12 protein-coding genes and 1 tRNA gene are annotated in these 13,848 nt (G+C 44.1%); 8 read left to right on the forward strand and 5 right to left on the reverse strand.

Annotated elements, in window-relative coordinates; genetic code table 11:
* Positions 1–65: 65 nt before the first annotated feature.
* From F6J90_RS41070 to F6J90_RS41090, 5 genes are all read left to right on the forward strand, one after another.
* Positions 66–635, forward strand: coding sequence for a metal-dependent hydrolase (locus tag F6J90_RS41070; RefSeq protein WP_293108001.1), 570 nt, complete (start codon positions 66–68; stop codon positions 633–635).
* Positions 636–878: 243 nt separating this feature from the next.
* Complete coding sequence (locus F6J90_RS41075) at positions 879–2,450, forward strand: glycosyltransferase family 39 protein (RefSeq protein ID WP_293108004.1); 1,572 nt, start codon at positions 879–881, stop codon at positions 2,448–2,450.
* Positions 2,451–2,477: 27 nt separating this feature from the next.
* Complete coding sequence (locus F6J90_RS41080) at positions 2,478–3,992, forward strand: glycosyltransferase family 39 protein (protein WP_293108006.1); 1,515 nt, start codon at positions 2,478–2,480, stop codon at positions 3,990–3,992.
* 1,028 nt (positions 3,993–5,020) lie between these two features.
* Entirely contained in the window at positions 5,021–5,551 is a 531-nt protein-coding gene (locus tag F6J90_RS41085; protein WP_293108009.1) for a DUF533 domain-containing protein, read from the forward strand.
* Between the two features lie 321 nt (positions 5,552–5,872).
* Entirely contained in the window at positions 5,873–7,243 is a 1,371-nt protein-coding gene (locus F6J90_RS41090) for an IS200/IS605 family accessory protein TnpB-related protein (protein ID WP_075897231.1), read from the forward strand.
* Between the two features lie 45 nt (positions 7,244–7,288).
* Here the strand turns inward: F6J90_RS41090 and F6J90_RS41095 are convergent, their stop codons facing one another.
* Positions 7,289–7,786 (reverse strand): hypothetical protein, encoded by a 498-nt coding sequence (locus F6J90_RS41095; protein WP_293108012.1) that lies wholly within the window; start codon positions 7,784–7,786, stop codon positions 7,289–7,291.
* Positions 7,787–8,023: 237 nt separating this feature from the next.
* On the opposite strand from F6J90_RS41095, the gene ispF reads away from it, so the two are divergent.
* Together ispF and trpD are read left to right on the forward strand one after the other, a co-directional pair.
* Positions 8,024–8,503: a 2-C-methyl-D-erythritol 2,4-cyclodiphosphate synthase gene (gene ispF, locus F6J90_RS41100; RefSeq protein WP_293108015.1), complete on the forward strand. Its 480-nt coding sequence runs from the start codon at positions 8,024–8,026 to the stop codon at positions 8,501–8,503.
* Positions 8,504–8,570: 67 nt separating this feature from the next.
* Positions 8,571–9,611 (forward strand): anthranilate phosphoribosyltransferase, encoded by a 1,041-nt coding sequence (gene trpD / locus F6J90_RS41105; RefSeq protein ID WP_293108018.1) that lies wholly within the window; start codon positions 8,571–8,573, stop codon positions 9,609–9,611.
* 102 nt (positions 9,612–9,713) lie between these two features.
* Here the strand turns inward: trpD and F6J90_RS41110 are convergent, their stop codons facing one another.
* From F6J90_RS41110 to F6J90_RS41125, 4 genes are all read right to left on the reverse strand, one after another.
* Positions 9,714–10,133 carry a hypothetical protein gene (locus F6J90_RS41110; protein ID WP_293108021.1) on the reverse strand — a complete coding sequence of 140 codons (420 nt, stop codon included), beginning with the start codon at positions 10,131–10,133 and terminating at the stop codon, positions 9,714–9,716.
* 179 nt (positions 10,134–10,312) lie between these two features.
* Positions 10,313–10,999, reverse strand: coding sequence for a lecithin retinol acyltransferase family protein (locus F6J90_RS41115; protein ID WP_293108024.1), 687 nt, complete (start codon positions 10,997–10,999; stop codon positions 10,313–10,315).
* 52 nt (positions 11,000–11,051) lie between these two features.
* A complete protein-coding gene (locus tag F6J90_RS41120) occupies positions 11,052–12,503 on the reverse strand; it encodes a hemolysin family protein (RefSeq protein WP_293108027.1) in 1,452 nt (483 codons plus the stop codon).
* A gap of 354 nt (positions 12,504–12,857) precedes the next feature.
* A complete protein-coding gene (locus F6J90_RS41125) occupies positions 12,858–13,580 on the reverse strand; it encodes a hypothetical protein (protein WP_293108030.1) in 723 nt (240 codons plus the stop codon).
* A gap of 166 nt (positions 13,581–13,746) precedes the next feature.
* On the opposite strand from F6J90_RS41125, the gene F6J90_RS41130 reads away from it, so the two are divergent.
* Positions 13,747–13,819, forward strand: a tRNA-Ile gene (locus F6J90_RS41130).
* Positions 13,820–13,848 lie beyond the last annotated feature (29 nt).

Below are 13,848 nucleotides of genomic sequence, written 5' to 3' on the forward strand. Positions count from 1 at the left end.
ATTACCAAATATAAATTACCAATTACCAAATATAAATTACCAATTACCAAATATAAATTAATCACATGCCATCACCAGTAGGACACACATTTGCCGGTATTTGTGGATTTGTTCTGGCACGCCCTTATGTAGCTTGGCATCAGCAAACTCGGCTGTTGTATGGTTCAGTATTGCTCACGAATTTGCCAGACATAGACATTCTGCCTGGATTGCTGCTGCTGGGAAATCCAGGAGCTTTTCACCGTCAGGCCACCCACAGCTTGATAGTAGCCGCCGTAATTGGCATCTTTGTTGCTTGGCTAGTGGGACGTTGGAGGTTAAATCGGCTCCGGTGGGGAATTTGGGCAGCTCTAGTTTATGGCAGCCATATCCTGTTGGATATGCTAGTAGCTGACCCAACAGCACCTTTCGGAGTCCAGGCACTCTGGCCTTTTTCCCTAGAGTATTTTATTTCACCTATTACCATCTTTGCCCGATTTGATTATTTTAATCCAGAATTGGGTATGCTACGCACCATCTTGAGTATTCCTAACTTCTTGGGAATACTTTGGGAAATCGTAGTACTTACACCCTTGGTAGGACTGGCATGGTATGGGTTTGGGAAAACTGACGGCAGAAAACCATTGGCAAGATAGAGGCCAATGGTGATGGAGTGATCAGGTGTAATGGTGTAATGGTGATGGAAAAAATTATAGATATTTTGCATAAATGTCTAAAACAAGACCCATAACTAATATGAACGTGTGTCCCAATTTACTTTGGCAAAAGGTTCATTGTTCTATGTTGATGGCGATCAACTATCTTTCCTGAGCCATGATGAACCCTGGTCTGATCACTGTGGTTCTTAATATTGATTCTAGATAAAGTTGGTCAGGTGCATGAAAGCAGAAAAACTTAATTCGGCAGAAACCTCAATCCAAGCCGATTGGCTTTGGCAATGGATTCCCATCGCCTTAATTTTGCTATTGGCGGCTGGGTTGTACCTCTATCAACTCGGCACAGAGAGCCTGTGGGTGGATGAACTCTACAGTGTTAATGATGCCAAACGCTTACCAGGCCGTCTCAGTCTAATGCGCCCACTGTATTACATTCTGCTGTGGCTGTGGATGCAGTTTGGCAGCAGCGATGCTTGGTTGCGGGGGTTGTCTGTCTTGTTTGGATTGGGCAGTGTATTTCTAACTTACCAGCTTGGTCGTCGTGTAGCGGGAAAGGCAACGGGATTGATTGCTGCCCTCCTCTTGGCTCTATCGCCCCTGTTCATCAATTTTGCCCAAATGGTTCGTATGTACACCCTAGGCACTTGTCTCGGTCTAGGTGGTACCCTAGCGCTAGTGCATGCTCTTGAGAATCCTACTACCACCTCAATGGCTTGGTGGGCTAGCCTAAGACTGTTGGTAACCCTAACTGCACCACTCAATGCCACCCTGCTCTTCGCGGACATCTGGTTAGTATGGTTTCGGTTTCGCAAGCAACGCGCTACATTATTAGCTTTCGGCAAATGGCTATTGCTAGTGATCCTGTTGTGGTTACCCTCTTTGTTCACCCTAGTTTCTGCAACCCTTCCCTTCCTAAGCAATGCCCTTAATCTCATCGCCAAAATTGATCCATCGGCTACTCGACACTCATTTCCCAGTTTTGTGGATGTTTTACGTAAGTTAAAGAACTTTACTGCCTTTCCGTTTCCTTCCACATCGAAGCTGAGTAGCTTGTTTTATCAATCCTACAGTCTACTATTAGCTGGCTTGGTCGGTATTGCCATAATCCACAAAAACCACAAACCACGCCTGTGTTGGATTGCTGCTTGGGCGTTTATACCGTCAGTCATGATTTTTTTAGTTTCTAAACGATTATGGATAGACCGCTACATACTGTTTTTATCCCCATACATTTTGATTATTCTGACCGCTGGCTTGATGGGATTGTGGCGTTGGAAACGGAGTTTAGCGATCGCAGTAGCAATTATCTATACCATTACCGTTAGCAGTGGGCTAATACGCTATTACACCGTGCAGGATCGCCAAGATTGGCGAAATGTAGCGCAAACGATTAGCATTGGTGAAAAACCTGGTGATACCATCGTGTTATCCATAGGTTCGCGAAAAATGACCTCAGCGTTGGGTCATTACTATAGTGGAGATGCCCCGATCTATTCCCTCAGGAAACTTTGTCCTTCTGATCGAGTCAAAAAGCCAGTCGTAGAGGAAGCACTAAATAACTTGCCACCTATTCCCTCGCGGCTCTGGCTAGTTTGCGGCACAGGTTTTGACGAACAAAAGTTTCGCACTGTTTTCAAAGAACATTTCCAGCTGGAAACACACCAAGAATTTACTAACGAAAACTTTTATAGACAAAATGATTTAATGCATCTATTTTTGGTTATACCCAATTCTCCAAATTCTACTGATTTCCCAAATCCTACTGATATCAAAAAAAAATCAACATCGGTCTAAGCTCTAGGGCTTTGATTATTAGAGAGCATGAATGCCAACAACCACAAAACAGCAGCGCTCCTAGAGGGAGGAAATTGGTTCCGACCATGGATGCCCATTACCTTAATCTTACTTTTAGCCACTGGATTGTATGTCTATCAACTTGGTACAGAAAGCCTATGGGTTGATGAACTCATTAGTATTAATCGTGCCAAGCACCTAGAGCGAGTCTTTAGTGATACACGCCCCCTCTATCACATCCTCCTACAAGTCTGGATGATAGTTAGCAGTAGTGATACTTGGCTGCGGGGATTGTGCGTTGTGTTTAGTATTGGTACTGTTTTTGTTACCTATCAGCTTGGTCGGCGCTTAATCGGGGAGTCCACTGGCTTAATTGCTGCCCTAATTGTTGCCCTCTCACCCCTGTTTATCCATCATGCCCAAGAAGTCCGGATGTACGCACCGAGTACATTCTTTGGTGTTGCTGGCACACTGATCTTAACCCACGCCCTAGAACGTCCAACTACTCCCTTACTATTGGGATGGGCTGCTCTGCGATTCTTGGCAATTATCAGCACACCCCTTAACGTAGCGCTGCTGCTCCCAGACATAGTTGTGTTTGGCTGGAAGTATCGGAATCAACCTCGTGTTTTGTTCCGTTTCGGGGTAGGACTGTTACTGATTGGTATTTTATGGTTGCCATGGGTGTTTCCCCTAGTAACTAAGAGCGCCAAATTTATGGGAGGTGTAAAAGTACCCGGTACATCAGTTCCTGATCTCGGTGGACGCACTAGTCCTGGTGTAGTTGATGTGATCATGCAGCCAGGTCGCCTTACCGCTTGGCCCTTTGGTCGAGCCAATTCCAATGCCATCTACTGGTTTTACAATGCCTACTCTGTCATGTTGACCTGCTTGCTAGGTGTTGTCCTATTCAACAAACCACGCTCAGCTAAGCTGGGTTGGATTGCAGCTTGGGCGTTTTTACCCTTAGTTCTGTTCTTTTCAGTGTCCCAAGTCTCTCGCTCTCTTTGGGTCAATCGTTACCTACTGTTAGCAGCCCCATACCTATTTATTCTTTTAGCAGCCGCTGGGATTGGCATTTGGCGTCGATGGCGTATTGGTGCGTTGGTGATAGCGCTGATCTATGCCATTGCTGTTGGTGGTGGGCTAAAGCGTTACTATACCGTGCTGGATCGAGAAAATTGGCGTGGTTTAGTGGAAACCATTGCGACCAAAGAACAACCGGGTGATGTGATTGTTTGGTCCATTGGTCAGAGAATACCTGTGGCATTGAATCATTACTATCATGGCTCTACGACTATTGAGATTAAGGATGTACTCCCGCGATCGGTTAGAAAAAACGATCAGGAAGCGATAGAAGGTTGGGTCAACAGTTTGCCCCCAACCCAATCTCGTTTATGGCTAGTTTACGTCAAGTCGTCGAAGCTATTTCGGTCTGTTGTTAAAGAGCAATTTCAGATTGAAGCCCAAGAGAAACCCATTGATGGCATAGAAATCTTTCTGCTTAAACCACGTTCTGCTGAGAAAACGTCTCAGGAGTAGACTTCGCCGCAGTTGTGTATTGAATTCAGCCTAAAAGTAGTTATTGCCGGTTTTTCGCGATCGCGTAGCGTGGCCTACGGCCAATCGCAATTTACTGAAATTACTCAAAGCGCAATTAATTCAAGAATGATATTTATAGTAATCTATAACACTAATCAAGATATTGTAAACATAAATATTATTCAATATAGAATTATACAAAAGCAGTTACAATCCTGTAATTAAAATTAACAAAATAGGTGTTTTTATCAACAAAAAATATCTTGATACCGCTAGTAAATGCTTTAATCTTTGGGGAGTTGACTATTTCCAATCAGATGGAGTAATATCGCCGACTTTCGATATCAATCCAATTTCTTGGAAAGAATTTCAGGTTAGGTGCAATTTGTCAAGCTGATCGTAAAAACTTGTTACTATCCCTCAAATTACTTGGCTGCTCTAGGGTTTGATATTTTTGACCGTTGGCGATCGCTAATGAAATGCTAATTAAATTGTGCTTTGGCTCTGTCGCCGGAACCCTTGCCGTACGCCAACTCGAACACACAATACCCTCGAAAATTATCCTGGCATATAAATAATTCAGGACTTACGCACAGACTCCATGGGTAGGGTGGGCAAGGTTTTGCCCACCCTACAGGTAGCGTTAAATTGCGGGATTTGCGTAAGTCCTATAATTGACTACAATGTTTAAACTAAAAATAGCAAAAAAATGAGAGGTTTGTAAATATTTATAAATTAATCCTTGACAAAATAATTTTTTTATTAGATTTTAAAACCTGAGCCCAATTTACTTAAATTCTCAGGACTTCACCATTGCCCCCTAAATCCTAGAAACTAGGGGGAATTTATGAGAATTACCCCCCAGATTTGAGGGGAGGGGGGGGTAAAACCCCCTAAACTTACTAAGTCCTAAGTCTGCTACACTTAGCAACTGTTCTACCCGCTAACTGTAGGTAGAAATAAAGTGAAGACAGATTCTAGATATCTAGAATCTGTTAAGTCTTTAAACGAAAATTCAGGAGAAGAAAATGACAACAGCTACAACAGATATGGATCCGATACGGGCAACCATAGCCAAGTGGTATTTGAAGGAAATTTGGGGCTGGGATCTTGATAAAATGGCTAAAGTCGAAGAGCTATCCAACTCTATACAGCTCGAGACCATGCTAAAGTCCCTTCTTATTGCTGCAAATGGCGATGGAGAACTCTCAGAAGCGGAGAGAAAGTGGGTGATTGGACGGGGAGCAACTGCTGGAGCACCAGAATCCTTATTGAAGGAGCTAGAAACCTATCCCGCCAACCAAGACATCTCGGAAGTCGTGACCAGTACCCCAGTCACCAGCAAGGGTCGTAGAGCAATAATTTACATTGCCATCAAGGCGGCTGCTTCGGATGCAGAATATGCGGAAGGGGAAAAGGCAACCATCCGTAAGATGGCCAAAGCCATCGACATCTCCGAAGAAGTTGTTAAGGAAATTGAAGACCTCTATCTCGAAGAAGAGCGCATCAAGCAGAAGCGTATTTCCCTCTGTTTGCCTGAGGGTGACCCCTATAATTAACGTTTGCGGCCATTAAACTAAGCGGTAGTGGTAAAGATATAGTGGTTTGGCTAAGGTCTGGTAAAGGTAACAGAAGCTAAAATCACCAATTGTGTACCACTACCAACTCCGCAAAGCTTTCAAAAGGTAGTAGCAGCACCATAGTGACTCGGTTATGGAAATACTTGAATGAACAAGACGTGAGACGCATTCCCCCACCTCGTCCAGGTGGGGGTTAGTCCACGCCAACAACAATAGCTAAAAACCTAAAACATCAATCAATCTATTGTCGTCTACATTTTTAGAGGTTAAAATATTAACTAACAATAGCATCATAGACTAGTGAAAACGCCGACCAAAGTCATCAGGACTGATAAATGGAAGCTTAATCCGTCTCCCGGACAAAAAATATTGTTTTCGGAGACGGTTAAAGTTTATCGTCAGGCTTGTAGGTACTTAGTCGGTATTATCTATACTCATTGGTCTGAGCTTGGTGGCTTGACTGCTGTACAGCTAACTCCTGCTGTCGAAAAGTTGATGCATAAAACAGCCAAGCGTCCAAATATCAAATATCCACAATTCAACAAGGCTTTTTACAAGTTCCCTAGTTACTACCGTCGAGCTGCGATAGCATTTGCCGCTGGACAGGTTAGTAGTTATGTGACTCGATACCGTGAATGGCAGTCTGGTAGTCGAAAAAGAAAAGATAGCAAGCCACCAAGATTAAATGCTGATACTGGCTGCTATCCAGCTTTGTACAAAGGTCAATGTTACAAGCTACATGGTTTTGACCAAATCGAAATCAAGGCTTTTAATGGTAAAGATTGGGTTTGGACTACAGTTCAAATAACTGGTCTAAGAGAGCGTCATAAGATAGCTACAAACAAGATGATGTCCCCTTCGTTGATTTTTAACGTACGGTACTGTCATCTGTCTGTTCCGTTTACTTGCAAACCAGAAAAACGCCAGCCATTGGCTAACATAACTGCGGTAGATTTAGGGATTAATACTACCGCTACCGTAGCAGTTGTAACCCATAGTGGCACTGTAATCCATTCGGCAAAGCCGACGCTACGCGAACGTGATTTTATTCATCTTGGAAGAGACATAGACCGCAGGGACAAACGACTAAAGTCCGTATCAGCAAGAGCATCGAAAACGATGGGAAAAGGAGGAAAACTACATAAAGGTTTTTGCTCTTTGACTTATCAAAAATGCCAAAGAATCAATAACCAAATTGGCCATATTGTTTCCAAGCGGATTGTTGAGATTGCTGAAAAGTTTAACTCGGAAGCCATTGTATTCGAGAATCTTAAAGGGTGGAAGCCCATTGGTGGACGAAAGCGGTCTAATTTAAAACAAAGATTCCACGGATGGCTCAAGGCAAAAATCCGCGACTTCACAGAAATGAAATGGGCTGAATTGGGTGGAAAAGTGATAGAAGTCGTTGCGTCTTATACCTCTAAACTTGCTTTTGATGGCTCTGGTACGGTTAAGAGAAATTCTCAAAAATACTCTTTGGCAACCTTCCCTTCAGGTAAGCGGTTTAATGCCGACTTAAACGGCGCTTACAACATCGGTGCTAGAGGTGTGTTTAAACTCACTCGCAGAAATGACGGTGAGGGTCGTTCCAGCAAAAGTTCTGGACGACCACCTAGAAGCTGGGTTTGCTTGTGTGATTTGTGGGCTGCGGCTAGCCCTAGATTAGCATAAGACACCACCACCTCGGTGATAACCAGGTGGTGGAAGCTTCATCAACTATCTTGGATATCCATATATTTGAAAGTTTCTGTCCCGGTTTACATCCTCGTACCTTTGAGGATTGTTGTTCCAGTTCATATCCCAACGCAGATCCCTTTCAAATTGGTGCAAAATCCTGCCCAAAACATCTTTCATATTCTCATTATCGTCATAGTTGTAGGTACGACACTCCCTGGTGTTGTAGTAGTTACGGCGGTCTGCAACTTGACGCCGCTGACCTCTGTAGCGGCGACCGTAATATCCATGACGATAGCCACGACTAAACTCGCCCCCTGCGGTGCGCTCTTCATAAGCTATACCCCTCCTGGCATCACGTCGCCCCTCCTGATAACCATCATCGTAAGCTTCACGATGGTTAGCTGCATCCTTCTCAACGTAGTAACGAGGGACACTGTAACAGTATCTGATCTGATCCGCTTTCACTGGGGGAGCAAACAACAGAAGTCCCGAGAGTGTAGCGAACATGAGTAGAGTACTAGAACCGATTTTTTTCATTGTTGAACCTCGTAATATATTTGGGATATTTGTTCTCTAGATATCCGTAAATACACTGTAGGTTCCATAAATTTCCAATCTCGAAATAAAACTTAATATTAAGAAGACGAAAAGATATAGGTAAACCAGACTAAAAACCTAGGTATATTCTCACTAATTTACAGAATTTGGCAGCAGCCTTAGATAGCAGGTAAAATTCGATCGCTTGCTCTGTTAACGGGGGATTTAGTAGTAAAAATGACTATTCGGATTGGCAACGGTTACGATATCCATAAATTGGGCAAAGGTCGCCGTCTGATTATCGGAGGTGTGGAAATTCCTCATGAATTGGGATTAGTCGGTCACAGTGATGCCGATGTCCTGACTCACGCCATCATGGACGCCATGCTGGGAGCCTTGAGTTTGGGCGATATTGGTCATTATTTCCCCCCGACTGACGAAAAATGGGCGGGTGCGGATAGCTTGGTATTGTTGAGTCAGGTAAATCAGTTGATCCAATCCCATGGCTGGCGGATTGGCAATATTGATTCCGTGGTGGTGGCGGAGCGTCCTAAGCTTAAGCCTCATATTAAGACGATGCGCGATCGCTTAAGTGTAGTCCTAGACCTGAAGCCTGACCAAATTGGCATTAAGGCAACCACTAATGAAAAGCTCGGTCCGGTGGGACGTGAGGAGGGAATTGCCGCTTATGCTGTAGCGTTGTTAGTGGGAGATTGATCGGAAATAGTGATTGAATAGTTAATGCGATCGCATTTCTAGATAAAATACTCTGCTTCTATAAATAATGGTTAAAACCTCTTCTAACTGGCCCAGTTTGTTGCAACAGTTGTTGGATGGGCAATCGTTATCCAGTGACCAGGCATCACAACTGATGCAGGGATGGTTGAATGAAGAAATTCCGACCGTGTTATCTGGCGCGCTTTTGGCAGCTATCCAGGCTAAAGGGGTATCGGCTACCGAATTGGCAGGGATGGCTCAGGTGCTACAATCCCAGTCTTTGCAGAAGACAACCATTGAACACAACCAACCGGTTATTGATACCTGTGGTACCGGTGGGGATGGCGCGTCTAGCTTTAATATCTCTACCGCAGTAGCCTTTGTAGTGGCGGCAGCTGGAGTGCTGGTGGCTAAGCATGGTAATCGTTCTGCTTCTAGTAAGGTAGGTTCCGCTGATGTGCTCGAAGCCCTAGGAGTAAATTTATCAGCAGCACCGGACAAGATTCAGGCAGCCCTGGATGAGGTAGGGGTAACCTTTCTGTTTGCTCGGGGTTGGCATCCAGCTATGAAAGCAGTGGCACCATTACGGCAAACCCTAAAAGTACGGACAGTGTTTAACTTGTTAGGACCATTAGTCAATCCCCTGCGTCCCACCGGTCAGGTAATCGGTGTTTATGCTCCCAACTTTGTAGAAACTGTAGCGCAATCCTTGTGTTTGATGGGTACTCCCAACGCAATAGTTCTCCATGGCAGGGAAAAATTAGATGAGGCGGGATTAGCAGATGAAACTGACTTGGCACTGCTATCGGGGGGTGAAGTGCGACTTTTGAGTCTGAATCCGGAACATCTGGGTCTAACTGCTGCCCCTACTGAGTCCCTCCGAGGTGGTGATGTAGCGGAAAATGGGGCAATTTTACGGAATGTTTTGCAAGGTAAAGGAACACCAGCCCAGCAGGATGTGGTGGCGTTAAATGCCTCATTAGCCCTTCAAGTCGCCGGTGTTATACCACTCGAAGACCATACAGCAGGGATTGCTCTGGCCAAGGATGTTATGGCTAGCGGTGACCCTTGGTTGAAGTTAGAGCAATTGGTGCGTTTTTTAGCTTAACTCACGAGAAGCCCCAGGTCTAACCTGTAAGGGTAACCTGGGATGATTGGCTGAGGGTGCTACCCAATGTCGAGATCCAAAGTTACCTATTCCCTATTCCCTTCACCCAGCACTAAGTGTGAATGACTGGAGATATTTTCCCCACTCCACTGCCAACGGAATTTCTGTAAAGGGAATTTTGACTGGATCTATGGGTTTGAGGAATTGAAATTCTAATGCGATCGCACGACCTTTATCCGGTGGTTGCTCTAAGTCAACCACTTGATTATCAACTAGCAAGTTGATTGATTTAACGTCTTTGAGGGAAAAGGTTTCTAGATTTACTGGTTCCTTTCTAGTGGGTTTACCCCAAGTCAGGTCACTGCCGTTCTGACCAAGCACGGCATAGATATCATACTTTGCCCGTTCAAACTGTTCAGCCCAGCGGCGATAAGCTTCAATCTTTTGGTATTCGTTCCAACCTGACCAAGCCAGCCAGCAAAATGCTGCTAGCAGAGGTAACCATAGTAAACCACGTTCCATTCAGTTTTTTGGATCTTTACAACTATACTATAGTAAGAATATATAGCAGTTCTGAATTGGTTAAAGTACCTCGTCCTAGATTTTAGGGAGTAGGGGTAATAAAATTAAACCGACCCCATAAGTTATGGTTGCTGATAGCTGACCGCTCAAAGTCGTTTTCTGATTACTTGATTAACCCACTAGGTTTGTTGCCAGTTCACACGGTTACGAATCAAGGTTTCTGTCATCTTCGCTAACTGGTCTAGTTTAGCTTTCTTTTCCGTCGCGCTTTTCTCATAGTTCCGCTTCCGAATCAAAGCCGCACGGGCTAAGTCTTCTCTATTATTTTTAAGAGCTTGAATTGCCACTTGCTGCCAGACATTGATTTCTTTAAGTTCCTGTTTATACTTAGGTTGAATCTCATCCCAAACCACCCTGAGATCAGCTAATGCTTGATTAAGTAACTGAGTTGTATCGTCTTGCTTTGCTCCCTGAAGTGCTTGTTTTATAGCTTCGTACAAACCCTCGATTTTCATATTACTAATTACCGGAATAAAATCCTTGACTTGCTGGCTCTCACTTTTGCCAGTCTTGCACCAATTAGCAAAGTGTTCACAGTTATTAAAAATTAGATTATATTGTCTTTCCCCTAATCGACTTTCTGCTCGACGAATCACAACATCTGGAATTAAACAAACTGAGTACTGCCTGACATAAATTTTTGTTTCACCTAGAGCAAAGGTAGCCATAGAAGTACGCTCAATTGTTTCAGTATTTTTGCGGTAGTGGATAACACTACCGTTTCCACAGTCGATACCATGATGTTGGTAAACCCCCTCAAGGTTAAGAAACTTTTGGAATACGTAAATTTGATCTCCTCGCGCCATTCTTTTGTATTGGTTTTATTCAGCACTAATCAACTAAAGTTTATCAAAACTATCAAAGCCCTCCATTGTCAAAGGAAACATCATCCTTGCTGGGAATTATCGGCATTTGTTCAGAATCAGAAACATCTACTGAATTATTACCTTGTGGCTGCTGGCGGCGTATCCGAATTTCGTTTAGGCGCGGTCCAGAAGCAGACACAACAGTCAATTCTAGATTGTCATAGTTTAAGGTTTCACCGGGTACAGGAATTTTCTGAAACTTGTCGAGCAAAAAACCTCCCAAAGTGTGATAGTCATCAATTACAGGTAGGTTCAAATCCAAAAGTTCGTTGACTTCTTCTATATTCATCTGAGCTTGCACCAGGAAGGTATACTCGTCCAGAATTTGTACAGTCAACTCCTCGGTTAGGTCAGATTCAGGTCCATCACCAATAATTTCAGCAATTAAATCCTTGAGGGTAACTAATCCAGCAGTACCTCCAAACTCATCCACCACCATCACCATTGCCAAATGCGATCGCTGCATCATCGGCAGTAATTCACTCAATGGGGTAGTTTCTGGGACAAACTTAGCTGGACAAATCCAGGATTGAATCGATGTCTGAAGTCCATGCTTCCCTTTAGATAAAGGTTTAGCCAATTTTTTGAAGTCGATAATGCCACGAATGTCATCTAGGGATGCACCAATCACAGGATAGCGAGAGTGACTAGTCTTAGCAACTTCCTCTAACAAAATCTCGAAGGTTGCTCCATGGGAAATAGCCACAAGACTGGTGCGGGGAACCATTACCTCTGCGGCTGTTACCTCCCCAAACTCAAAGACATTTTTCAGTAGCTTTCTCTCTTCTGCTTCCAGTCCGATAGACTCCCGTTCAGTGGTAATAATCAGCTGCAACTCTTCCGGTGTTACACGGCTATACCAACCTTGACCAGAATATTGAACACCCACCAGCCTCAGTAGCCAGCGGGTAGATTGGTTCAAAATCTGGATAAAAGGATTAAAAAACCTGGCAATTACCAGACTGGGTGGCCCCAGAAACCTTGCTAGTTGTTCTGAGTAAAGTAAAGCCAGGGATTTGGGGCAAAGTTCCCCCAAAACAATTTGTAGATACGCAATCAGGAAAAATGCCACCAGGATTGCTAGGGAATGGGTAATAACTGGACTTAGATCTGGCGTTATTGGTAGCTTGGCTATCCCAGCTGCTACCAAGGTTGCCATGGTAGTCTCCCCAATCCATCCCAGAGCAAGGCTGGAGAGGGTAATCCCTAACTGAGTTGTGGACAGTAATCGGTCGATACTCTGTTGCAAAGCCTGAACGGTCTTTGCTTGTACGTCACCCGCATCTACTAATTGGCTAATCCGCGATCGCCGCACGGCCACCATGGAAAACTCAGCCGTGACAAAAAAAGCATTGATGGCTATCAGTAGTAGCACTGATAACAATCCCAGAAAAACCTCTCCCTCAGAGAGGCTAATAGAAGCATCCACTGTTAGAAGAACCATCAGGTTGGCAACCATAGAAAAGGTGAAAGGTAAAAGCAAATAATTTTCATTTTTTGCTGGTTACGGTTGCCTTCTGATGTATCTTCCTAGACCTAGGGCAGCTTGGTATGGAGTTATCGGTTACCATCAAAAACTTATCAGTTGTATTATGGGGTTTTCAGTTGTATTACTAGCATTTGCTTGAGCTAGTTCACGAATGCCAGTCAAGGAAATTTCTGAAACTGGCTGTGAAACTGGCTGTGAGACTGGCCGTGAGACTGACTCTGAAACTGCCTTAGTTGCTTGCTATCAACATAGGCTTTTAGCATAGCTTCAACGTTTTCTCCTTAACAACCATTCCCTCGACTTGCTTCCTTATCTAACTACAGGAATCTGAGACATTTTCAACTGTAGTTTTTGATCCGGATAATCGGTCAGTGTCAGGGAAAGCTTCTCGGAGTTCTCTAGTAAAGCTGTCGGTATGCTCACTGTTCCAGAAAATTCCTTGCCATTAGCCGGTAATTCTCCTGGTAAGCCTTCCGTAATTGCACTTAGGGCACGACCGCGATCATCGGTAACATTCAAAAAGCTGTACAGAAACCTGACTGGATTAGAACTCTGATTCTTCAAGCTGACATCCAACATTAAAGAACCTTCCTGCACACTGGCAGAATTTACCGCTAGGGTGACTCCCTTATCCTGACTTTTAACCGGTAAATTTAGCTTAGGGTTTTTCCGAGTGAAGGATGCCTCTTGAGTCAATACATCAGACGACGACTCCTTCTGAGCGGGCTTAGACCAACTAATTTGCTTAGTTTTCTGCCTGTTTTTCTTAGCCGAAGGTTTTTTACCCTTATTGTGTATGTGGGCGTGAACGTTAACCAGGATATCCTTCTCGCTCACAATCAAGACCCCTTCTTTCCCAGAAGAAGACCCCTTCTTTCCTGTCAACTTTTTCTTAGGGTTAGTATCCGGTTGAGTAACTCCTTTGAGGGCTTCGTGACCGAGAGAGAATCCCCAAAAGGCACTCACGACACCTGCACCTAACATCATTGTCAGTAGAACTATGGTTAGCGCTACAGTTGTGTTGAATTTCATAGGGTGATTAACGTTATTCCGAATTACCGCTGGTTCCGTGCTGTATTATAGTGCTGCTATACAGCTAGATTATCTTATGTTCTCAGAATTATTGGATAAATCGGGAATTTATAGTTAGTGGTGTTAAACTAAGCTAATTCAGGCTACCATAATAGAAAGGAATCACCCAGGGTTGGCCGAGCGGTTGAGGCAGCAAACTCATAATTTGCCCTAGGCAGGTTCAACTCCTGCACCCTGGATTGGACACTTGCGGTCAGCTACTACTATC

The sequence above is a fragment of the Moorena sp. SIOASIH genome (assembly GCF_010671925.1).
Taxonomy (GTDB): domain Bacteria; phylum Cyanobacteriota; class Cyanobacteriia; order Cyanobacteriales; family Coleofasciculaceae; genus Moorena.

Coding starts and splice junctions, on each gene's coding strand:
- F6J90_RS41125 (WP_293108030.1), bottom strand. CDS start 13,580: ATGAAATTCAACACAACTGTAGCGCTAACCATAGTTCTACTGACAATG.
- ispF (WP_293108015.1), top strand. CDS start 8,024: ATGACTATTCGGATTGGCAACGGTTACGATATCCATAAATTGGGCAAA.
- F6J90_RS41085 (WP_293108009.1), top strand. CDS start 5,021: ATGACAACAGCTACAACAGATATGGATCCGATACGGGCAACCATAGCC.
- F6J90_RS41075 (WP_293108004.1), top strand. CDS start 879: ATGAAAGCAGAAAAACTTAATTCGGCAGAAACCTCAATCCAAGCCGAT.
- F6J90_RS41115 (WP_293108024.1), bottom strand. CDS start 10,999: ATGGCGCGAGGAGATCAAATTTACGTATTCCAAAAGTTTCTTAACCTT.
- trpD (WP_293108018.1), top strand. CDS start 8,571: ATGGTTAAAACCTCTTCTAACTGGCCCAGTTTGTTGCAACAGTTGTTG.
- F6J90_RS41080 (WP_293108006.1), top strand. CDS start 2,478: ATGAATGCCAACAACCACAAAACAGCAGCGCTCCTAGAGGGAGGAAAT.
- F6J90_RS41110 (WP_293108021.1), bottom strand. CDS start 10,133: ATGGAACGTGGTTTACTATGGTTACCTCTGCTAGCAGCATTTTGCTGG.
- F6J90_RS41095 (WP_293108012.1), bottom strand. CDS start 7,786: ATGAAAAAAATCGGTTCTAGTACTCTACTCATGTTCGCTACACTCTCG.
- F6J90_RS41070 (WP_293108001.1), top strand. CDS start 66: ATGCCATCACCAGTAGGACACACATTTGCCGGTATTTGTGGATTTGTT.
- F6J90_RS41120 (WP_293108027.1), bottom strand. CDS start 12,503: ATGGTTCTTCTAACAGTGGATGCTTCTATTAGCCTCTCTGAGGGAGAG.